The 22516-nt window shown below is 43.7% G+C and carries 14 protein-coding genes and 1 pseudogene; 7 read left to right on the plus strand and 8 right to left on the minus strand.

Annotation, left to right across the window (positions count from 1 at the left end; translation table 11 throughout):
• Positions 1–218: pseudogene (locus AC6RV6_RS20155) on the plus strand (hypothetical protein); the annotation flags it as partial.
• Between the two features lie 126 nt (positions 219–344).
• Here the strand turns inward: AC6RV6_RS20155 and AC6RV6_RS20160 are convergent.
• Both AC6RV6_RS20160 and AC6RV6_RS20165 read right to left on the minus strand, forming a co-directional pair.
• The gene (locus AC6RV6_RS20160; RefSeq protein WP_500242672.1) at positions 345–1181 is read right to left on the minus strand and encodes an SWIM zinc finger family protein; all 837 of its coding nucleotides are present in this window, start codon (positions 1179–1181) and stop codon (positions 345–347) included.
• 64 nt (positions 1182–1245) lie between these two features.
• A complete protein-coding gene (locus AC6RV6_RS20165) occupies positions 1246–4407 on the minus strand; it encodes a DEAD/DEAH box helicase (protein ID WP_500242673.1) in 3162 nt (1053 codons plus the stop codon).
• Between the two features lie 191 nt (positions 4408–4598).
• Here AC6RV6_RS20165 and AC6RV6_RS20170 point away from each other — a divergent pair, with 191 nt between their 5' ends.
• The gene (locus AC6RV6_RS20170) at positions 4599–6023 is read left to right on the plus strand and encodes a WGR domain-containing protein (protein ID WP_500242674.1); all 1425 of its coding nucleotides are present in this window, start codon (positions 4599–4601) and stop codon (positions 6021–6023) included.
• A 16-nt stretch (positions 6024–6039) separates the two neighbouring features.
• On the opposite strand, the gene AC6RV6_RS20175 is transcribed toward AC6RV6_RS20170, so the two are convergent.
• Positions 6040–6174 (minus strand): hypothetical protein, encoded by a 135-nt coding sequence (locus AC6RV6_RS20175; RefSeq protein ID WP_500242675.1) that lies wholly within the window; start codon positions 6172–6174, stop codon positions 6040–6042.
• Positions 6175–6194: 20 nt separating this feature from the next.
• Between AC6RV6_RS20175 and AC6RV6_RS20180 the strand changes: the two genes are divergently transcribed.
• Both AC6RV6_RS20180 and AC6RV6_RS20185 read left to right on the plus strand, forming a co-directional pair.
• Positions 6195–6425, plus strand: a complete 231-nt coding sequence (locus tag AC6RV6_RS20180) for a type II toxin-antitoxin system CcdA family antitoxin (protein WP_204106078.1) — start codon at positions 6195–6197, stop codon at positions 6423–6425.
• Between the two features lie 52 nt (positions 6426–6477).
• Positions 6478–8202: an ATP-binding protein gene (locus tag AC6RV6_RS20185; RefSeq protein ID WP_500242676.1), complete on the plus strand. Its 1725-nt coding sequence runs from the start codon at positions 6478–6480 to the stop codon at positions 8200–8202.
• 39 nt (positions 8203–8241) lie between these two features.
• On the opposite strand, the gene AC6RV6_RS20190 is transcribed toward AC6RV6_RS20185, so the two are convergent.
• Positions 8242–10110 (minus strand): WD40 repeat domain-containing protein, encoded by a 1869-nt coding sequence (locus AC6RV6_RS20190; protein ID WP_500242677.1) that lies wholly within the window; start codon positions 10108–10110, stop codon positions 8242–8244.
• A 149-nt stretch (positions 10111–10259) separates the two neighbouring features.
• Positions 10260–12632 (minus strand): GAF domain-containing protein, encoded by a 2373-nt coding sequence (locus tag AC6RV6_RS20195; RefSeq protein WP_500242678.1) that lies wholly within the window; start codon positions 12630–12632, stop codon positions 10260–10262.
• Positions 12633–13272: 640 nt separating this feature from the next.
• Between AC6RV6_RS20195 and AC6RV6_RS20200 the strand changes: the two genes are divergently transcribed.
• Entirely contained in the window at positions 13273–13689 is a 417-nt protein-coding gene (locus AC6RV6_RS20200) for a response regulator transcription factor (RefSeq protein ID WP_500242679.1), read from the plus strand.
• 42 nt (positions 13690–13731) lie between these two features.
• On the opposite strand, the gene AC6RV6_RS20205 is transcribed toward AC6RV6_RS20200, so the two are convergent.
• On the minus strand, positions 13732–14841 hold the full coding sequence (locus tag AC6RV6_RS20205; protein ID WP_500242680.1) for a site-2 protease family protein: 1110 nt from the start codon (positions 14839–14841) through the stop codon (positions 13732–13734).
• A gap of 216 nt (positions 14842–15057) precedes the next feature.
• On the opposite strand from AC6RV6_RS20205, the gene AC6RV6_RS20210 reads away from it, so the two are divergent.
• Both AC6RV6_RS20210 and AC6RV6_RS20215 read left to right on the plus strand, forming a co-directional pair.
• Entirely contained in the window at positions 15058–15555 is a 498-nt protein-coding gene (locus AC6RV6_RS20210; RefSeq protein WP_500242681.1) for a 2TM domain-containing protein, read from the plus strand.
• On the plus strand, positions 15556–15699 hold the full coding sequence (locus tag AC6RV6_RS20215) for a hypothetical protein (protein ID WP_500242682.1): 144 nt from the start codon (positions 15556–15558) through the stop codon (positions 15697–15699).
• On the opposite strand, the gene AC6RV6_RS20220 is transcribed toward AC6RV6_RS20215, so the two are convergent.
• Positions 15674–18511, minus strand: coding sequence for an FG-GAP-like repeat-containing protein (locus tag AC6RV6_RS20220; protein WP_500242683.1), 2838 nt, complete (start codon positions 18509–18511; stop codon positions 15674–15676). The two genes, AC6RV6_RS20215 and AC6RV6_RS20220, sit on opposite strands and share 26 nt — an antisense overlap.
• Before the next feature lie 249 nt (positions 18512–18760).
• Positions 18761–22516 (minus strand): PAS domain S-box protein (locus AC6RV6_RS20225; protein ID WP_500242684.1); only part of this gene is annotated, 3756 nt, incomplete at its 5' end.

Below are 22516 nucleotides of genomic sequence, written 5' to 3' on the forward strand. Positions count from 1 at the left end.
TTGTGGGACCCGGACAGCAACCCTATGTCGTACCGGGACGACCGCCTATTGTACCACCTCAACCTCCTGTGGTTATGCCGCCTCAGCCTCCTGTTGTGGGACCCGGACAGCAACCCTATGTCGTACCGGGACGACCGCCTATTGTACCGCCTCAACCTCCTGTGGTCACTCCGCCACAGCCATACTGGCCGGGTCAATCTTCTGGAGGATGGCGTTAGTTTTATTCGCAAAATAACCAGCTAAATTTTATAGGGTAGTTCATTAATAACTACCCTATTTATTATTATGGATCTTGAAATGCGATCGCCTTCTATATAAGATTGTAAAAACTCACCAACGATCGCTCAAAGGATATCCTTATTTTTCGTTTTCACTCGTTCGTACAATTCTTCCATCACTTCAATAAATGAACGATCTTCGTACCAAAAAGGAGGAAAATCTCCTTGTTTTTTGATTAAAATTGCTGGAATGCTGCTTCTTTGGTTCTGAGGGTAAATCTCGGGAAAATGTTGTTTTCCCAACCAAAATTCTTTTAGGCTCATTACCTCAGTATGAGTGATTTCCAGTTGAGTGTAATAGGAAGAAACAGAAATGGGTTCAAGTTTTTCACTTCCCAAACCTGCAACTAAGGCTTTCCCTAAAGGTGTTTTTGCGAGTTCTTTTTTGAGTTCCTCTCGCGTCAGTCCGCGCAATTCAAACAGTAAAAAAGGATCGTTATCGAGTTCTGCGGCAAAACGATAACATAATCCGGCAATATGCTTACAAGGATTCGACCAATCGGGACAATCACAATTCGTCTCCATATCGCGACTATCATAGGGTAAAAAACGTTTATTGACTGCTCGAAAACTGTCTTCAATATTTTCAGGGACTTCATTGAGGAGTACTTTAGAGACAAAACTGGCATTCGTCGAAAGTTTTTGGATAATCTTTGACCAATCCTTTTTTGCGATCGCCTTCAGTTCAATTTCTGTATGATATTGAGGTTCTTTGTAAACGCCAAAATAAGGATTCACCGATCCTCGAATCGTTGCTGTAATCTTACCTTTGTTCGCAGAGAATTTAAGGATTTTTCCGCCTCTCGCATAGGATCTTCCTCGTGCCAAGCGAGCTTCATCGGTAAACGATGCGATCGCGGCAATAAATTTGTTTCCCCACCAAGTTTTACTAAATTCAGCCATGTTTCTTCTTCGGGTTTGATTCGAGTTTGAGGTTCTTGAATCTTTATTAAATTGTACCTTAAGTTTACAAAATTGTCGTGCGATTTAAAGCAATTAATTCTTTAAAACTGCGATTATCTAATTCTGTTAGCCAAGATTCATCCGAGCCGACAATTGAAGCGGAAAGTTTCTTTTTATCTTCAATCATTTGGTCGATACGTTCTTCTAATGTCCCTAAAGTGACGTATTTATGCACAAAAACATTTTTATTTTGACCGATACGAAAAGCGCGATCGGTCGCTTGGTCTTCGACGGCAGGATTCCACCAGCGATCGAAGTGAAAAACGTGATTGGCTTTGGTTAAAGTAATACCAACGCCAGCCGCTTTTAAGGAAAGTACGAAGATAGAAGGCGGAGTATCGGGGTCTTGAAAATCTGCGATCGCATTTTCTCGTTTCTGACGACTCGTTCCACCGTGAATATAATAAGTATTGTAGTGACAATTATGACGCAAGCGGTATTCTAAAGCATCACCAATCTCGCGGAATTGCGTAAAAACTAACGTACTTTCTTGTTCTGCAATAACTTCTTCAATCATCTCCTGTAAACGAGAAAGTTTATGGGAGCGATCGGGACTGAATTCGCTTTCATCTTGTAAAAATTGCCTTGGATGGTTGCAAATTTGTTTTAATTTCATTAACGTGGCTAACATTAATCCTTTGCGCTGCATTCCTTCTGCTGCTTCTAATTTCTCAGCAACATCTTTCACGACAGCTTCATAAAGGGAGGCTTGTTCTTTGGTTAAATTGCAATAGACTTTCTGTTCAATTTTATCGGGGAGATCCTTAATAATAGACTTATCTGTTTTCACTCGTCGTAAAATAAAAGGCTCTACCAAACGCTTTAATGTGACTGTTTTAACAAGGTCATTATCTTTTTGGACGGGGAGTTCGAATGCCTTGCGAAACTGTGCTTGTTTGCCCAAGTAACCGGGATTGAGAAAATTAAAAATCGACCATAAATCTAATAATCGATTTTCTACTGGCGTTCCCGTTAATGCCAAGCGATGGCGAGATTTGAGTTTCAAAATAGCTTTAGTTTGAGCCGTTTTGGGATTCTTAATGTTTTGGGCCTCATCTAAAACAATACGATGCCAATTTAAAGCATTGAATAATTTAGTATCTTTGCGAACTAAAGTATAAGAGGTAATCACAACATCTTTATTTTGGCATTCTTGTTTAAATGCTTTCGTTTCACCAGTGCGATCGCTACCATGATGAACGATGCTGGAAAGATGAGGGGAAAATTTAGCAATTTCCTTTTGCCAATTCCCTAACACCGAAGTCGGTGCGATTAAAAGCGTGGGGAATACTTCTTCTTCCTCATTTCTCTCTTGTACTAATCGTGCAATCACCTGTACGGTTTTTCCCAGTCCCATATCATCAGCCAAACAACCATTCAAACCCAATTTTTCCAAATAGTCTAACCAAGCAACCCCTCGCTTTTGATATTCTCGTAACGTTCCTGAAAATTGAGGCAATTCTTCCACGGGAGAAAGACGAGTGCGATCGTGGAGTTTTGCCCACATTTCATCGAGAGAATCATCGCGTTCTATTTCTAATCCTTCATCTTCTTCTGCTTCCCGTTGCATTAATTCCATTAAGGACATTTCTGCATTTTCTTGTCCTTGTTTTTGCCAAAAGTCTAACATCTGTTTCATTTTGGTGATATCGAGTTCGACCCATTCTCCGCGAAACTGAACTAAGGACTGTTTCGCATTCACCAAATCTTCCCATTCTTGCAGTGTAATTTGTTCATTTCCGATCGCCAGTTCGTATTGATAGGTAATCAAAGTATCGAGGTTAAAATAACTCTTTCCTGTACCTTTAACAGATTTCCCTTTTTTTGAGGCTTTTAGGCGCACTTTAGCACGACGGCGACCTGTAGGACTCCACCAAGAAGGGATAATGACTTTATATCCCGCATCTTCTAACACCCATGCTGTTTCTTTGAGGAAATCATAAGCTTCTTCCAAATGTAATAATACTCCCGTCGGGCGATCGCTATCCATTCCTTCCCAGAGTTTGGGATAAATTCGCGCCGCATAGCCAAGATTTAAGAGTAAATTGGCTTCAAAGTCGCTTCCCATTTGTTTTTGAACTTGATTCTTTTGTTCTTTTCCCATGCGCCAATAATCCAGCACAGTGAGCTTAAGAGAAGGATCGTTTTTAGGGGAGATGAGAAATTCGAGAAACCATGCTTGCTCGGAAACGTCAGGAGAGATAAGTTGAAAATAGAGAATAAAAGAGATTGAATTTTGAGAGCGATCGATTTTCTGTCGCCAGTTTTGCCACTGTTGATATTCTTCTAACGATCGTTCTGTTGAACTGGGGGAATCAATGCGATCGCAGCATTTTTCTAAGATCGTCCCGGCAATTTTGCGATCGAATTGTGCGGTTTTAGGGGTATGTACGAGAATGTCAACGAGCAAGTTTTCACTAAAATGACGCAATAAAGTTTCTGGGTTGTAGAATTGCGGTTTATCGTGGAGAGTATTAAATCCAGAAGCACAAGCCAGAGGCATGACTTCAGCATATTTTTGTAAGGCAGTTTCATAGCGATCGGAAACAATTTCCCAACCGGGATAAATTTCAAAAAGCTTGGTTTTCTTCCTTTTTTTGCCTTGTTTATAGGCAATTTTCTGATATTTTAGGGCCGGAATATATTCATCTTTAAAAATAATCTCTCTGAGAACGCGAGTGTAACCATACCAGAATAATAAGTCTGCTCCTAATTGGAGATTGTCGGAGTTGTAGGTGGCGAGAAAATGGAGATCGTTTAAAAGTTTAATAATATTATTAACGGTCGCATAATTATACGATCCGAGTTTGATATTTGTACTCACGCGATAACAGCTAAGTGTCCAGAATTGGAAATCAAAATCTTCTGGAAGTTCCGTCTCTAAATAACGAGAAAGTTCCCAAGAAGGAAGCGGCATATTTTCGCAAGTCGGAAGTAAAAAATATTGAGATACAATCTTTTCTGTTAGCTCCTTCAGTTCAATTGCAATACCTAATTCTTCCTCGAGAAAAACAGCTAATGTACCTCGATGTAAATGAAAAGGATAAAGATTGGAGGAATGTTCTTCGTTAATTTCATCTGTTTCTATCCATAGGTAAAATGCACCCGGTCGCACAAAATCATTGGTATTGTCTGGAATCCAAGTTCCATGTAAAATATTAGTCATCAGATTGCAATAATAATTTTTCTCGCTTACCATGCTGAAGACGATCTCTTGTACTCCTTAGGCAGACGATCGCAAAATTGATAGTATTTTACCAGAAGAAAAAGTCAGATGGACTATTTTTGCAAATCTTTAAAATCTCTTAAACAGAAACTTGCCCTATTATAATCAAGAGAGTTAAATTGGAGGCGCTCGTGGCAGAAGAAAGAACCTATCTCGAACTGTCCGAAGAAGGGAACGGATCTCATAAGTTTTACGAAGCTATTGTTAACGGGACAGAAGTTACCATTCGCTACGGACGTATTGGCGATCGCGGACGCACCCAAACTAAAACCTACTCTACTCCCGAAAAAGCCAAAGCTGACATTGAGAAGAAAATTCGCGAAAAACGTCGCAAAGGTTACGAAAATGCTGTGATGGGAGTACGGAAAAAACGCCCTGTTACGCGCAGAGAAATAAACAGTACCCGCTCGACTGCCAAAACTGCTCCCGTTATTTGGAAATTTGCCTCGGGTTCTTCTGCTTTTGGTATTTTTATTGATGAGAATCGCTGTTGGTTAGGCAATCAAAAAGGTTGCATTTTTTCTCTGACACCCACCGGAGAAGTTCTCCAACAATTGACTCTTCCTGATGGTGTAAAATGTATCGTTGCCGATGATGATTGGTTGTATGCGGGTTGTGATAATGGGAAAGTCTACGATCTCACAGGAAAAATTCCTCGCGTTGCTTATGAAATTGCTTCCGATGTCGATATTTTTTGGTTGGATATTAAAGATGGAATTTTAGGGGTTTCTGATGCCGATGGACAAGCGATCTCGATCGATCGTGAAGATGAATCCCAATGGATGCGAAAAAGCCAAGGAAATCACGGCTGGATGATTCGTTGCGACGAAATTGGCCTTTATCACGGTCACAGTCATGGCGTAACCATGTACGATTGGGAAGATGGGAAATTAATTTGGGATTTGCCAACCAATGGAGCAGTTTTATTTGGTTGGCAGGAAGAAGGAAAAATATATGCCAGTACCGCACGCAATCAAGTGTTTGCGATCGCGAAAAAAGGCGAAATTGAGAAAATTTATCAATGCGATGCTCCCGTTTATTCCTGTGCGACGGCTGAGGAAGGAAAATATATTTTTGCTGCCGATAATCAATCTTCGATTTACTGTTTTAATGAATTGGGAGAGCGTCTCTGGAAATTGGGAACAGGTTGCGGATCGGCATTTTCCATGCAGTTTCTCAATGCTTATCTCTATATTGTTACCACCGATGGTTCTTTAGCTTGCATTGATGCGAATGAGACTGCAATTGAAGCTGCTAAAATCGGAACGCTACCAGAATTGGTCAATATTAAAGCACCGACAAATATCCCCACAGCAGTCGCATCTAATACCTTAGAAACAACCAGTGATATCAGTCAAGGAGTCATTGTGGAATGCGTTAAAATTCAAGGAAAACTTCGCATTCGCGTGGTTTCGGAAGGATACAATCGAGAGCTTAACGTTCAATTTCCCAAAGAAATTCGCATTGAAGGAGCGCGTTATGCGATCGATGAAGTTCGAGAATCTTCTCGAGGTGGGTTTTATCGTGCTTTTGGAAATATTAAAAAGCTCATTTAACCAGAGAAGACAAGATTTAGCGAGCAAAGGCAGCAAAAAAACACGAAAGGCGATCGCCGAGTTGAGATTCCGTTACAGATTTCCGGCTTTTGGCGATCGGGCTTATTTTCGGCGATCGGGTAATATAATAATAGACTGCAAAAATATTCAAACAGGCATAAGGAACGCACCATGAGTGAAAATGCAACCCCTTCTCAGCGCTTGGCTGAGAAAGTTGAAGTTTCCATCCGTCTCGATTCAGATCTATTGGATCAACTCAAACACTTGAGTAACGATCCCAGTCGTATTATTGAAACGGCGATAAAACAATGGTTGAGAGGCGAACGAGAACAAGATGATGAATTAACCCGCACCTTTAGACGCAATCCTCCCGTTCCCCCACGAGGAGAATGGAACGATTAGAGAAATAGAGTTACGCTCAAAACTTGCGATCTGCTATGGGATTCGATCTGCTATGGAATCTATTGAAATGAACGCTGCTGCGGCATCAATCCATTCGACAAATTGGCAAAATCTAGGAGCGGAATTAATTTTTACTCAAGATATTGCCGGTCAATATCTTTCTTTTTACTGGAAATCCGCTCTCAAATACGATCTAGACCCCAAACAAATCGTTGGTCGTCACTGGCAAGATGTTTTTACTCCCAGTAGTGCAGAACGCTATCGGGAAACTTTGTTGCGGGTGATGGAAAAGAGAAGACCCGAAAATTTTTACTGTTTTTTTGTCTGGAAAGAAGAAGTCTTTCCTTTTGAACTGGCGATCGCGCCAATTTTAAAATCAGACGCCCCCATTACTTCAGTTTTAGCGATCGGTTCTTCTCTTGACAAAAATGAGATCGTCAAGTCCCTGCAACCGAAACAAACAGCAGCACAGAATATATCAGAAGATCATTATCAAGAATTTATTAGCCAAGTTGCCCATAATATTCACCGTAATCCTTATCAGAATTTACTCTCGCAAATTTCTCGCACCCTGAGAATCACATTAGACGCAAAAACCATTTGGCAAGAAACTGCCGACACATTAGGCAGGGAACTTGAAGTCTCTCGTGTTTTGATGATTGCTTGCGATCCCAATGCGAAAACCTTAAAAGTAGAAACGGAGTATCACCACGAACCTTTTAAATCTCTGTTAGGAGAACGGTTAAATACTCGCCGAGAGTCTTATTTACAACAAGCGCTAGAAACAGACGAACCGATCGCAGTCAATTATCTTGAAGCCGCACCCTTCGAGCAAAAATCGGTTTTAGTCGTCTCTGCCTTCTATCAAAATCAACGCAGTGCTTTGATCTGCTTGCAACAATGCGATCGCTATCGCCACTGGAATGATGTTGAAATCGAACTCATGCGCGAAGTTGCCGATCTCCTCGGTATTGCGATCGCCCATGCCAAACTTTATAAACAAGCCAAACAAGCGAGCGAAGAAGCTGCCGAAGCCTCTCGTCTCAAAAGTGAATTTCTGGCCGGAACTTCCCACGAATTAAGAACGCCTCTGAACGGAATTATTAACTTTCTCAAATTTATTTTGGATGATATGGCAGACGATCCAGAAGAAGAACGAGAATTTGTTGAGCAGGCTCATAAATCGGCTTTACATTTACTCAATCTCATTAACGACGTTCTCGATCTGGCGAGAATTGAAGCGGGAAAAATGGAGATAAATTTTGATAAAGTTTCTCTCAATGAGGTATTTATCAATTTAGAAAAGAAAATAAGACCTTTAGCAGAAAAACAAGGATTAAGTTTTGAAATTCAACATCCTTCGACCCAAGAATCTATTTTTCTTTACGGCAGCCATCAACGTCTCTTACAAGTTCTTTTGAATTTAGTGGGTAATGCAATTAAATTTACCCACGAGGGCGGCGTAACTATTGATGTTGATATTACCCGAAAGAAAGTTTCCATTAACCAACGCGAGTGCCCCGGAATGCTTAGGGTTCGAGTTGCCGATACTGGAATTGGCGTTCCTTTAGATAAACAACATACTTTGTTTCAAAAGTTTGCTCAAGTGAGTGGTGGACGCACTAAGTCTTATGGAGGAACAGGCTTGGGATTATCAATTTCTCAAACCCTCGTCGAACTCATGGGGGGCAAAATTGACTTTTTCAGCATGGGTGAAAATTTAGGTTCTACGGTTACATTTACCGTACCTCTGCTCGAGTTGCCCTCAAATTATTGATAGAGAGGGCGATCGCTGCTTTGTCAATGACCCAGCATCTCATTCCGATCGCCAAATTCGCAGAGTGTCATCGCTACTTCCACTCACCAAAATTAATCCTTTCATGCCATTGCCATAACCTTCGCGAGCGAATTCGAGGGAGGTCACGGCTGCCGAATGTCCTCGCAATTCCAGCAATTCCTTACCCGTCTCTAAATTCCAAAGGGCGATCGCACCATCCCAACCCCCACTCGCTAATAATTTCCCATTGGGACTGACAGCCAGACTGTAAACACCGCCAGAATGAGCGCGAAATGTGGTCAGCGATCGCCCAGTTTCCACATTCCAACGCGCGATCGTCCCATCTTCTCCCCCACTGATTAAAGTTTGTCCGTCGGGAGAAAACACCAACGTCCGAATGCTGCCATGATGTCCGATCGCGGTATGCACGTTTTCTCCGGTGGGTAACTGCCAAAACTTAATGGTTTTATCATCGCTCCCACTCGCCAGCATTTCTCCAGTTGGACTGACAGCAAGACTCTTGACTCCCGTAAACCAATCGGAATGTCCGCGCAGGGTTAAAATAGCTTGGCGCGTGGCTAACTGCCAAATTTTCACGGTTTTGTCGTCGGCACCGCTAAAAAGAAACTGTCCATCTGGACTAAACGCGATCGCTTTAACGGCTCCCGAATGACCTGAGAGGGAACCCGTTTCTCGACCCGTTGCTAATTGCCAGAGCTTAATCGTTTTATCGGCCCCTCCACTGGCCATCACTTGACCGTCCGGCGCGATCGCAATGGTTTTAATCCCCATAAACCCATTTCTTTCGGGTTGTCCGAGGGTGCGGATTTCTTGACCCGTGGCCAATTGCCACAGCATGATGGTGTTATCATCGCTACCACTGGCCAGAATTTGACCGTTACGACCGATCGCCACGGCATTGACCCCGCTTCGATGTCCCGCTAGGGTGTGCAGGCACTGCCACTGATAGGGCTGGGAAGAATCTTTCAAGGTCATCGATCCCGGCATAGCTGCGATGGGGCTAGATTTAGGCTTCGAGGGAACAACCACGGGAGCCGGGGGACGAGATTCTTTAAAACGCGCGATCGCTGTTTTTAAATCTTCAAGCTGTCTCTCGATTTTCGGATCGGTTTCCTTGGCCAAGGATTTCACCTGCTCGATCTGAACTTTGAGGGGTTCGACAAGTTGATAAGCCTGAGAACGAGCGGTCTCATTATATTGCTGTACGAGTTGTCGCAACTGTAGGATTTCTTGTTCGGTTTGAGGGTTGAGATTGGCAATACGCTTGTCAATGTCTGCAACTTGTCCTTTCAACGGCTCGATAGACTCGCGAAATTGAGCGACGGTTGTTTGCAATTCGCCAATTTGAGTCAGGGTTTCCGGTTCGGTTTTCCCCGCCATCATTTCCAAGTCTCCCAAATGTCCCTTAATGCGTTCAAAGTAATTATCAATTTGCTCGAAAGCCGTTTCCGTGCTTTGTTGTTGCGCTTCTTTTAGCTCCCGCATCTGTTGTTGAGTACGGGTATCAATTTGCTGAAATTGGACTCTCAAGCGTTCCACTTGCGCTTTGAGAGGATTGAGACTTTTATGGAATTCTGCGATCGTTTCTTTAAATTTAGAGGTATTGTCTTGAGCTTGGCTTTGGGTCGATCGCGTTAAGGCTTCAAGCTCTGCCAATTGTTCTTCTAACGGCTCGATCAGTTGATTGAAATGGTTTGCTCCCGTGAGTTGCTGCTGTTGGGATAAACGATGAATGCGCCGTCGGTTATCCATATTTAACCCCACCGTCAAGGTTAAAGGGACGGCAGCATAGGCGACTTGTTGGGTCGCGATCGCCGCGATCGTACCGATCGCAGAGCCAGCGAGAAACAAATATTCAACGAGATCGAGCCAGTAGCGTCGGGACATAACTGTTTTGCCAGAGAAGGGGAAATGGAATCTACAAATTTCCTCTTTACCATATTACGGATTTTTGCATTTTCCGAACATCTGCTTGTGGTTGTCGTCTCGTAGCGCTCCGACCTCGCGATCGCCGGTAAACTGGGAGCAGAGGAGGTTCAGCCTTTCTTTTCGGGCTGAACGATAGGAATTGCAATACGAAATTCTGTTCCTTCTTCTCTCGTGGAATGACAGGAGATTTGACCGCGATGTTTTTCGACAATAATTTCATAACTGATGGCTAAACCCAAACCTGTTCCTTTGCCGACGGGTTTCGTCGTAAAGAAGGGATCGAAAATATGCGATCGGGTTTTTTCATCCATGCCCGAGCCATTATCTTGAATCCGAATGAGTACCTGTTGGTTGACGGCTTCTCGTTTGTCCCATTCCGTTGTAATGGTTAAACAATGAGGAGCAGGAGCTTCTAAAAGCGCATCGATCCCATTGCTGAGAATATTCATAAATACTTGATTTAATTGCCCGGCATAACAGGCAACTTTGGGTAAATCTCCATATTGTTTGTTCACTTGAATCTCGGGGCGACTTCCTTTAGCTTTTAAACGATGTTGTAAGATGAGCAGCGTATTATCAATTCCTTCGTGAATATCTACAGCTTTCATTTCAGCTTGATCGAGTCGAGAGAAGTTCTTTAACGAGAGAACAATTTTACGAATGCGCTCTGCACCAATTTGCATAGATGACAGGGTTTTCGGCAAGTCTTCTAAAATAAAAGCAAGATCGATTTCTTCTGAAAATTCGCGAATATCTTCACTCGGATAAGGGTAATTTTTCTGATAGAGCGAGATCAATTCGAGAAAGTCGTTAACGTAATCGCTGGTATAGCTGAGGTTTCCGGAAATAAAGTTGACAGGATTGTTAATTTCGTGGGCAATTCCCGCAATCATCTGCCCTAAACTCGACATTTTTTCAGTTTGAATCAATTGGGTTTGCGTGTGTTTGAGTTCCCCGAGGGTAAGTTCGAGTTCTCGTGCCTGAGTTTGAGCTGCTAAAGCTGTGGCGCGAGTTTGAGCAAATAGTTCGGCTTGGTCGATCGCCAGTGCCAACTGATCCACGACTCCCCGTAAAAGTTCTACTTCAGAGTCGCTCCACGGACGAACTTGTTGTTCTTGAGAACAAGCGATCGCGCCGAGATGGCCGGAACGGGTTTTTAATGGGATCAATAGTAAGGACTGAATATTCATGCCCGCGAGCAGGTTTACCAGTTCTGCGAGGTCTCGGGGAGGAAGGTGAGGAAGGTGAGGCTGGGAAACATTTTCAATGCGGATGGTTTTTAATTGTTCGATCTGCCGAGCTAAGAAGGCTAATTTTTCCGGCGGGCAGGTGCGAATACCTCGAGTCTTGTACGTTTCGATTTCGGCTTCGTGACTGACGCTCAAACTGGGAGAACGGTTGATATTCCCCCAACACCACAGGTAACTGCAGCAGTCTACATTTAAAAGAGTGCGAATCTCGCGCACGGCAGTCTCGAGGATTGTATCGAGATCGAGGGAATTGCGGATTTGATTGGCCAGACGAAAGAGAAGGGCTTCTCGACGGGAGGCAAGGGCGCTTCTAGCTTGGCAGCGATCGATATCGAGGGCTAAATTATCGGCAAGGGTTTCTAAGCCTTCGCGCAGGGAATGACTAAAAGGGCGATCGCTCCAAGCGGCCAAAACCCCAATTAATTCCTCTTCTAACACCAAAGGATAGCCAATAAAGTATAATTTCGTGCTGCTTGGAGAGCGTTGGGCATCTAGATCGCAAAAAAGAGGATCGTTGCGAATATCCCCGAGTTTTCGCTGGATTTTACTGAGGGTATCGCCAAAAGGCGGAAAGACTAAATCATAAATAGGTTGACGGTTGCGAGCGATCGTGCCGACGATCGAACCTTCTAGGGCAAGCTCCGGTTGGCTCAGGAGTTCGGAATTGAGAATGGCTGGCGGGATATCGGGATTCAAACGCGAGCCTTGCAGCTCGAGGCAATCGCGTTGGGAATTATAGAGCCAAATCGCGGCGACGGTGATATCGAGATTTTCCGCGATCGCATCAGTACAATATTGCAGGCTTTCAGGAATGGAATGAGTATGAACTAAAAATCGACTCACTTGTGCTTCTAAGCGAGCCAAGCGAGATTGTTCTAATAAGTCCGCTTCAATACTTTTTCGTTCGGAAATATTTCGCAAGCACACGGAAACGCTGTCGTGATGGGCGCTCAGGTGAGTTTCGACCCAAATTTTCCCCACTGGAAAAAAGGCTTCAAAATGTGCGGATATCTGTTGCTCGACCGCTCGTCGATACTCCTGCTCGAAAATTGACTCTTTCAAGTCGGGGAATTCTTCCCAAATGCAGCGATCGAGGAGAAAGTTTCTCTTTTTTCCGAATATTTTTTCTGCTACTGAATTGAGAGAGATAAATCTCCACTGTCGATCCAGTACAAAAAAGGCATCGGCCATACTTTCTAAAATTTGCACGTTCATGAAACTAAAAACCATCTATAAAACTCCCAAGACGATAAGGGTTAGATCTTATTTGTTAGCTCGATAGGTTTACTTTTTTGCCGCAATTGCGGCAATACTTCACCCTCTCCCTCGGTTTTCCACTCGCTCTCCTGCATTGTTTTTGCCATTGACAACTCTAATCGCTGGTTTTTATTTTTTTGGAGATTAAGTTATGTTTTCGATCGCTAACTTTGTTAAACAAAACTAAAAAAGTGTATTTTTAATGAAAAGTATCTTATCACAAGCACCCAGAAAAACACCGACGAAACAAAAGATTAAGGAAAGTGGATCGATCCCTTAATTTCATTATGCGCGATCGAGGCGTAATTTGATAACACAAATTAAAATTATGCCAGCTTTTCTTAAGGAATTTTTTAAAATTCACGAAAGGAGATCCGGAATTTCCCTGTCAAAATTCTCTAATTGCCTTCAAAATCCCCAATATCTGTATTTTTAAGACTACTGTTCTCAAGGTATTGATGTTCAGTATTTCTTTTAATATTCTTTCGTGAAAACCAGTAAAGGTTTATGTAAAAATAAAAATAATCTTCCCTTATTTTAATATAGAGTGAGGGAGGTCTGGAGCGATCGGGAAGAAGAAAACCAAACACGAGCAAAGGTAAAAGTTTAAACAATGTCCGTAACTGCACCTCAAACATCCACGATCTTAGCGGTAGATGATAGTCCCATCGTGCGACAATCTATCAAACAGGCTTTGCACCAACAGTACAGCGTTATTGTTGCCGATAATGCAGTTGACGCTTTATCGGCAATTTACCATCAAAATATCGACCTATTGCTTCTTGATGTCACCATGCCGGGGGTAGATGGATTGGAGTTGTGTCGCACTGTTCGTAGCTTGCCTCAATTTGAAACTTTACCCATTATCATGCTGACGGCGCGAGATGGGGCATTTGATAAGGTACAAGGACGCTTGGCTGGTGCAACGGAATATTTAACCAAACCTTTCGATCGCGAAAAATTACTGGAAACTATTCAAAGGTTGATTGTGTTGGCTAAGGGGAGATCGGAACAACTCCCTCGGGAGTAGGCGATCGCATTTTTCTGCTGGAAAAAACGAGATCGCCGTTCGTTATCCATTGTTTGTTGATAAAAGATTAACAATGGAAGATTTTTCCAAAAGTCCCAAAACCACACCATTTTCACCAATGACCGTAAATTGTTGAATGTTCTCGCCTTCAATTAATTTCGCTACTTCTAATAGAGAGCGATCGCTTCGGATGGTCATCGCTTCTTCTACCGGACGCACGAGGGTTTGCAAAGGGGTTTCCGTCCACAAAGAAGTCGCAATGGTTTTGAGATCTTCAAGGACAATATCTCCCACTAATTTGCCATCCTCATCCGTAACTAAAAATTTGCGCCATTTTTCGTTACCGATCGCATAATTGTTCACAAATTCTCGCAAGTTTAAGCCTTGTTTGGCGATGGGACTATCGGGAATGACCGCATCTTCTGCCGTATAACGTTCTAATTTATCTTGAAGCAAGGCAGATTGGGCCGAGCGTCGCGCATTTTGCAGGAGGAAAACGCCGATAAAGAGGGTCCAAATACTCCCATACTGGCTAATCCCCAAAATCGCTAAACCTCCTAAAACCACCGCCAGCCAGCCAAAAACTTGACCGACGCGACTGGCGTAGAGTAAGCCTTTGTTCGGATTGCCGGTAATTTGCCAAATTGCCGCTTTAAGAATATTTCCGCCATCAAGAGGCAAACCGGGAATGAGATTGAAAATCCCTAAAATGAGATTGAGCAGTGCCAACATGAAGCACAATTCAAACAGAGGAAGAGGTAAGGGGATCGCGATCTGGATGAGAGAAAAAATCCCGAAAAGAAGGAAACTGACCAAAGGTCCCGCGATCGCGACGAGAAAGGACTCCCAAGGAGTTTCTGCTTCTTTTTCCAACAGTGCCAAACCCCCAAAAATAAATAGGGTAATAGACTTGACGCGAATACCCCGATAGATTGCAGCCAAGCTATGTCCCAATTCGTGAGCCAAGACGGACGCAAAGAGCAGTAAAGCAGTAATCAGCCCAAAAATCGCTGCCATTACGCCATTTAATTGAGGTATAGTGGCAAACTGCTGCCCAAACCAGAACATTCCTAGTGCCAGCACTAAAAACCAAGAAGGATTGATAAAAAAGGGAATTCCAAATAGACTGCCGACGCGAATATTGTTATTCATGCTTTATTGCTCCTAGTCAAAATTTCTTATAATTATTGTCCAATGTTCTCTTTTATTATTGTATCGAGAGAGTTGCTCGGATTTATTTCGGTTATTCCCTCTAGTCATTATTGCCTTGCCTGCACCAAGTGAAATTGAAATGTTCCCTATCCAGCAAATTTCGGCATAATGGAAGAAAATAATGATTTCCAAACCTATCATCGATCGAGAATTGCCATGACTGTCTCGGACTCTCCCCAACCTAAAACCTATCAACAGGAAGAGATTCAGCAAATTCTCCAAATTGCGATCGCCCGCGAAACAGAGAATGGCGAGTTGACTGAAACGGAATTGCAAGAAATGGCCTTGGATTTAGGCATTTCTCCCGCATCATTACAAGAAGCGCAGCAAAAGTGGTTGCACCAAAAAATCGAGCAAACCAAACGTCAAGCGTTTAATCTCTATCGTCAAGAGAGATTTCGCCAAAAGTCGATTACCTATACGATTTTGAGCGGTTTTTTAATTGCCTTCGATCTTCTCGGGGGCGGCGGAATGAGTTGGTCGCGTTACACGATTTTAGTGGCGGGCTTGGCGATCGCCCTGAGTGCGTGGAAAACGTTCCAAACCCAAGGGGAAGACTATGAAAGGGATTTTACCCGGTGGGAAACCAAGCGCCAACTCAAACAAACTTTTAAAAGTATTTGGGATCGCGTGCAGAAAGTCTTAGAAGGATGAATGTCTTCCTTTTTTCTAGTTTCCGATCGCCTGAGGTTTGACTGCAAGCGATCGCTTTTCTCGAGTTCCCTGCTCGAGAAAAGCGATCGCTTGAGTCATCAGTCACGTTATGAATGGGCTAGGCAAAATTGGCTTCGACAATGATGTCGTTATAGTCCATATCTCCACCATCGGGGAGATCCTCAAAACCAAAGACATTATTGCCCAATAAACGAATGTGATCGGTGCGATCGCTATTCGCTGCTCCAAAAACAAAATAAGCCTGAATATCCTGACCGGCGAAATTATCGGGATTCTGATTTAAGAATTCATCCGCACTACCTTTGACAATAATGACGGGTGCATAGAGGAAACCTCCACTCAAGGCACCATTTTCCGTGTTTTCCGATTGATTGCCCACCCGTAATGCCAAGTTATCGATGCGGTTGCGGACTGCAGCTTCGGCATATCCTTCTTGATCCGGTGCGAGACCGTCAACGGTTCCATTTTCATCGCTAATGCGGTAAAAATAAACCTCGTTGGTATAGTTTGCCTCTCGGGTGAGGGTAAAACTCGCTTCTTGCAAGCCCGACAACCCTTGCAAATCAATGATTTCTAAACCGGATTTTTGGAGATTTCCGACCCCAAGCGGCGGATTTTCCAGACTCTGCTCGAGTTCGATGGTAATACCTCCTGCAAACTCGAGTCGGAATTGACCGGAGTTGAGTTCGACAATATTGGCTTCTTGGGAAATAATGCTGCGATCGAGAGTTTGAATATTGATTTTAAAGCGTTGATTGGGCTGAACTTTTAAGAAAAGTTTTTGCCGACCGAAGGCAAAACCGCGCGGTTGAAATCCTTGAGGCAGGGTCGAAAAGAGAACTTCTGAAAAACTGACATTATTACTACCATCGAGGAAAGAAACCGTAATTTCAGAAATCTGTGTAATGTTAATATTGGTCAATTTGAACTTGACGCGGTTGCCATTATTAGACTTACCCATTTTAAAGGTTGTACCGCTTTCCACGATTAATTTATCCGGATCGAAACCAGTTCCGGGTTTGGGTTTAGAATCGGGTTCGGATTGCGGGAGAATTAAATAGCGCAGACCATTTTCTCCATCGGCAGATTGGGAACCGCTAAAGGTTTCCAGTTCGCCATTTTCTAAAAAGTCCCCTAATGTGGGATAAGCAAATTTGAGAAACTCTGCTTTACTTTGATTGACATTACGGAAAGGATTATCATTTCCCGTCCTTTCGATAAATTCAGGAGCGCCGATCGCTCCTTGATTTTCAAAATAGCGAATTTCGCTTGTGCCATTGCCGCTGTTATCGATCGTGGTTTGTCCGAGGAAAGCATCAAGATCGCCATCTTTATCAAGATCGATGAATTCCGGAACGATTCTGACCGTCGAATCCGTCGGAACGATAAGATCGGCACTCTTAAAGGGATGATCCGTGAGAGAAACGGCAGTAAAACTCGGATCGCCTGATGAGTTATTATTTTTGAAAACTTTGATATAGTTATCAATCTCAGAATCGCTACTTTCTGCCCCAATAAATGCCCAATCAATATTACCGTCATTATTCTCATCGAGAAAAGTTGGCGACCCATAAGCTGCCACTTTTGTCAAGCCAAAGGGATTGATTTCGGGAGCGGCAAAAGTATTATTTCCTTCGTTTTTAAAGAAGCGAATATTACCATCTTTATCACCAACAATGACATCTAACTCGTTATCGCCATTCAAATCGACAACAGAAGGTTTAATAATTCCGTCTGGTACTGAAGAAAGATCGATACTAAAGGGATCGACCTTACCATCTTCAAAGGTTCGATCGCCAGCATTACGATAGTAAATCAGTTTTTTATCATTCGTCCCAACAAAAAGATCGAGTTGACCATCTTTATCAAAATCAACTAAAACGGGGGCAATAAGGGCTTTGTCTTCAATGAGTAAAGGAGTTTGCGAATCGGGTTCGAGTTTATATTGTCGGGCAGGTTTAGGATCGGGTTTGGGAGGGGGTTCGTCAAGAACAAAATACCGAATTCCATTTTGAATTCGCGTCCCGGCAAAGGCTTCTAATGTGCCATTGCCATCAAAATCAACAAGGTCTAATTTAACTTGTTCGAGTTGACCTGCATACTGTTGATTGACATCATCAAAAGGATTATCCTCGCCGCTTTGTTCGACAAAATTGGGGGTGGTATTAGAACCTTCATTTTGAAAATAGCGAACTGAATTTTTCCCAGAAGCAATTTCTGTTTGTCCGAGGAAGACATCAAAATCGCCATCCCCATCAAAATCCGCTAAAGTGGGGGTAATTCTTGTCCCTTGAGGGTTTGCACTGGGAACGGTGACATTTTGAAAAGGATAATCGCCTCCCGATTGCTGTTGAAAATTAGTCTCTCCCGGATTTCTCGTATAAACTTTGAGAAAGTTTTCTAAATCTCCACTGGTGTTATAACCTCCCACATAAGCTGTTTCTACAAAACCATCGCCATCGCCATCAATGAAAGCGGGAGCGGCATAATAAAATGAACTCGGTCGGCTGTGGGTAATACCAAAGGGATTTTCTATGGGAGCTTCAAAAGTATTGTCTCCTTTGTTGGCAAAGAAGTAGACAAAACCGTCGTATTCCCCCACAAACATATCTAAATCGCCATCGCCATCGATATCGACTATAGCTGGGGTGGTCAGGGTTCCAAAAGATCCCGTAATATTAGCGGGTTTGGTGGCTAAATCTGTTAATTTTTGTAACCCAAAGGGGTTAACTTGAGGATTGGCATTGTCAAATTGCTTGCCTGCTAATCCTTTGATATAAAGAATATCGCCTTGAGCGGTGCCGACAAAGGCATCTAAGTGACCATCGCCATCAAAATCGACGATAACAGGAGAGGTTAAATTGCGATCGACTTGTAAGGGGGTAGATGGGTCAATTGGATTAGAGGATTTAAGCTGAAGTTGATATTGTGTCATAGTTCCTTCAATGGTTTTTCAATAAGGGTTAAGTTGAGAATTTAGGGGTCGAGTCGAATCGCTTTCTCACTATTTTTTCTCTGGCCAGAGTATGACGGACGCGAGAATCGTTGAAAAGTTCCCGATCTGCTCTGAGAATGTCCCTTGCAAAATACCATCGTTGCTGTTGCGATCGCGACTTCTGACAAGATCCGCAGAGCCAGAAATATTATTCCCCGATCGCGGAATGAGATCGACACTTTGGCGATATCAATTTTGGACAATGAGAGCGATAATTAAATCGAAACGATACTCATTTGACCAAATCGAGAGCGTCCGAGCAAGGGGTTGGCATTCTGGCGGGATTTTCTCGATTAGGGGCAATAGGAGGGTGCGATCGCATTGCATGGCAGCCTCATTCACCGCATGGACCCAATCTCGAGACATCGTTGCTAAATACTCTTGCAACTGTTCTGTCGCTAAAATCTTATCCTCTGGCTTTTGATTCGGTTGTTCTCGAGGGGATTTTGTGGCATAACGATAGCGCACCCCTAAATAGTGAGACATTTTTTCTAAGAGTATATCAATGCGACAGGGCTTACAGACAAAATCATTGCATCCTGCCTCCAGTGCGATCGCGCAATCTTCATCAAAAACTCGTGCGGTTAGGGCAATAATAATTGCGGGCTGGGTTGTTGAGTGAGGATTGCCTATCGCCTCTTCTTTTCTTCCTTCTTGAGCCTGGATTGATAAAAGAGGATTTTTGTTATCTCTCTCTTTTTGACGAATTTGCCGCGTTGCCTCATAACCATCCATGACCGGCATTTGCAGATCCATCCAGATGAGATGCGGATGAAAACTTTCCCAGAGGGCGATCGCTTTTTGGCCGTGTTCTGCTTCAGCAACCTTAAACCCAAATCGTTCTAACACGCGGGCGAGAAAATGACGATTGTCTGGAGAATCATCCACAATCAAAATCCGATATTCCGGTTCGTTTTGTGCCAAACCCACAATCGGAGAAACAGAAGATAAACTACGAACATCTGTTGCGCTTCCCAAACTGACTGGAATGGTAAATTTAAAAGTGGAACCGCGATCGGGCGTGCTGGTTGCCGTAATTTCTCCTCCTAGCAAACGCACGAATTGTTGTGAGATCGCCAAACCCAAACCGGTGCCTTGAGATGAACTGCGTCCAACTCGAGTTTGCTCGAAGGGTCGAAAAAGCAGACTCATTTCCTCGGGAGCAATGCCCACCCCTGTATCTTCAATTTCAAAATGAATTTGTTGTTGGCATTGCTGGCTTGCATTCTTGTAGGGAGGTGCGAAATCATTTCTTTGCGTGCTCTGTCGAGCATCCTCTCCCTTGCTCAGAGAAGGAGCTTGAAGCTGGAAATCCTTGCCCGAGGTAGAATCCGAAGAAGAGAACGCATTGATTTTCTGGTTTCCTGTTTCTTCGCTGTTGATTGAAAAGACTCGTAATATTACTCTGCCTTGTTCGGTAAACTTAATGGCATTACCTAATAAATTAATTAAAACTTGGCGCAGTTTATTTTCATCGGTGCGAATATAACGGGGAATATCGGTACACTCTTGAAAAAGAAGCTCTAACCCTTTATTTTTGGCTTTGAGATGGAGCATTCCTTCAAGAGTATCGAGCAGACAATAGAAATCGAAACAATTCTCAGTAAAGATAATCTGTCCGGCTTCAATTTTGGACATGGAAAGCACATCATTGATTAAAGTCAATAAATGCTCGCCACTATGATTGATAATACTTAAATAATTTTGCTGTTGGTGACTGAGATTCTCGGCTTGATTGAGGAGTTGGGCGAACCCGATAATGGCATTAAGAGGGGTGCGAAGTTCGTGACTCATTTTAGCCAGAAACTGACTTTTCGCCCGATTGGCAGTTTCAGCATCTTCTTTTGCTTTTTGCAATTCTACTGCTGCTCGTTTGCGATCGCTGATGTCCTCGAGAATTTCCGTAGCGTAGCAGGGTCGGCCTTGGGAATCATAGACTAAAGCCACTGTTTTGTTCCCCCAGATGGCAATTCCATCTTTGCGAATATAACGTTTTTCCAAGCTATAGATAGAAATTTTCCCCGCCCATAATTGCAAATACTGCCCCAAATCGGCGGTAAAATCGGCGGGATGGGTAATATCTTGAAACGTTAAACCGTGAAGTTCGACTTCGCTATAGCCCAAAATATCGCAGTAGCGTTGGTTAACTCGCAAGCATTTTCCTTCGCGATCGGTTTGGGCAATGCCGATCGCTGCTTGATTGAAGGTGGCATTTAAGAGGGTTTCGCTTTCTTGGATGGCTTCTTCTGCTCGCTTGCGCTGAGTAATGTCGTCCAAAACCCCAAGAATGCCAATCACATTGCCATCGCGATCGTGGATGGGTACCCGATTAATTTCCAGCCATACCGGTTTGCCATCGCTACCGGGACGGTATTTGATGGAAATATTGTGCAGTTCTGGCTCATTGGAGTCCATAATATAGCGGTCTTTGTCGCGATAATAGTCTGCAACGGCGCGATCGGGAATGAGGTCGTAATCGGTTTTCCCGACGACAGCTTCGGGACTCTCCAAACCCGCCGCTTTTGCCCAATGTTCGTTACAACCGAGAAAAACAGAATTTGTATCTTTCCAAAAAACTTGTTGAGGAATATTGTCAAGGATCAAGCGCAAATATCGCTTTTGTTCTTCGAGAGCGAGTTCAGTTTGCTTGCGCTGGGTGATATCTTGAACTTGATAGATGGCTGAGAGAGGAATCCCCGTTTTGTCCCGTCGCACGTAGATCCCAATCGAAGCATAAACCACGCGCCCGCTTTTTTGGACGAAGCGCCCTTCCCAAGTTTGTTCGATCGTTTCGTTGGCGATTAATTGTTGGAAAGTTCCCCGCAAGGTTTTGCGATCGCCGGGGTGGAGAAAATTATAAAATTGCTCGCCAATAAAATCTCGATAAGGATAGCCCAACAAGCGACAAAAAGACGGGTTAATATCTAAAAATGCTCCGGTGACGGACAATTCGGCCATGCCGATGGGGGCGGAGCGAAACAGTTCGCGGAAGCGAGTTTCGCTGTCTTGCAAGGCTTTTTCGGCAATTTTATCTTCAGTTACGTCCCAAGCAATACCCAGCATTCCAATTGGGCGATCGCCCTCGTCACGATAGATTTTGCCGCGACTATTGAGAAAGCGAAGGTGCTTGTCTTGGCCTTCAACCCGATAAACCAATGCCAAAATTGCCTCGCGATTCTCTTTGATATGAGAGCGCAAGGCATCGCCGATGCGATCGCGATCGTCGGGATAGATCGCCGTCATAAATTCTTGAAAGGTTCGCGTGTAAGGCTTGGCAACAGGATGAGAGGGGAAGGATGCTGGCGCATTTTCGCCAACAGTGGTCTCGCGATCCTTGCGATCGAGATCGATCGCACTGTGAAGGCGATGAAAATTCTCATCCCACATTAGTCGCTCGCTTTCGAGATCCCAACTCCAACAGCCGCTTCCCGAAGCGATCGCTGCAAGGGCAAAACGTTCCTCACTTTGTTTAAATGCGCGTTCCATGGTCTGGCGATCGCGCATTTCCAAGACCAACGAGACTAAATTGGCCAGAGAGCGAACAAAATTCTCTTCTTCGGGACTCCATGCTCGCGATGCTTGTGTCCGTTCAATGCGAATGGCACCGAGAATCTTTTCAGCGAGGCGAATGGGAACATCAAGGAAAGAGGTGATTTGTAAGGGTTGCAAATAGGTTGCTCTTAATTCCTCCCCTCGCGGATCGTTTTGAGCATCAGTCACGGCAAGGGGGCGATCGCTCGCTAATAACTGGAAATAGCGAGGATAATCCGCGATCGGCCATACAAGTTGAGGTTGCCATTCTGATCCCCCGTTCCCCAATTGGTGACTGGTGACTGGTGACTGGTGACTGGTGACTGGTGACTGGTAACTGGTAACTGGTGACTGGTGACTGGTAACTGGTGACTGGTGACTGGTGACTGGTGACTGGTGACTGGTGACTGGTGA

This window comes from Spirulina sp. LEGE 11439 (assembly GCF_059821285.1).

Coding starts and splice junctions, on each gene's coding strand:
- AC6RV6_RS20190 (WP_500242677.1), bottom strand. CDS start 10,110: ATGTCCCGACGCTACTGGCTCGATCTCGTTGAATATTTGTTTCTCGCT.
- AC6RV6_RS20215 (WP_500242682.1), top strand. CDS start 15,556: ATGTCTTCCTTTTTTCTAGTTTCCGATCGCCTGAGGTTTGACTGCAAG.
- AC6RV6_RS20180 (WP_204106078.1), top strand. CDS start 6,195: ATGAGTGAAAATGCAACCCCTTCTCAGCGCTTGGCTGAGAAAGTTGAA.
- AC6RV6_RS20195 (WP_500242678.1), bottom strand. CDS start 12,632: ATGGTTTTTAGTTTCATGAACGTGCAAATTTTAGAAAGTATGGCCGAT.
- AC6RV6_RS20165 (WP_500242673.1), bottom strand. CDS start 4,407: ATGACTAATATTTTACATGGAACTTGGATTCCAGACAATACCAATGAT.
- AC6RV6_RS20220 (WP_500242683.1), bottom strand. CDS start 18,511: ATGACACAATATCAACTTCAGCTTAAATCCTCTAATCCAATTGACCCA.
- AC6RV6_RS20160 (WP_500242672.1), bottom strand. CDS start 1,181: ATGGCTGAATTTAGTAAAACTTGGTGGGGAAACAAATTTATTGCCGCG.
- AC6RV6_RS20205 (WP_500242680.1), bottom strand. CDS start 14,841: ATGAATAACAATATTCGCGTCGGCAGTCTATTTGGAATTCCCTTTTTT.
- AC6RV6_RS20200 (WP_500242679.1), top strand. CDS start 13,273: ATGTCCGTAACTGCACCTCAAACATCCACGATCTTAGCGGTAGATGAT.
- AC6RV6_RS20185 (WP_500242676.1), top strand. CDS start 6,478: ATGGAATCTATTGAAATGAACGCTGCTGCGGCATCAATCCATTCGACA.
- AC6RV6_RS20210 (WP_500242681.1), top strand. CDS start 15,058: ATGACTGTCTCGGACTCTCCCCAACCTAAAACCTATCAACAGGAAGAG.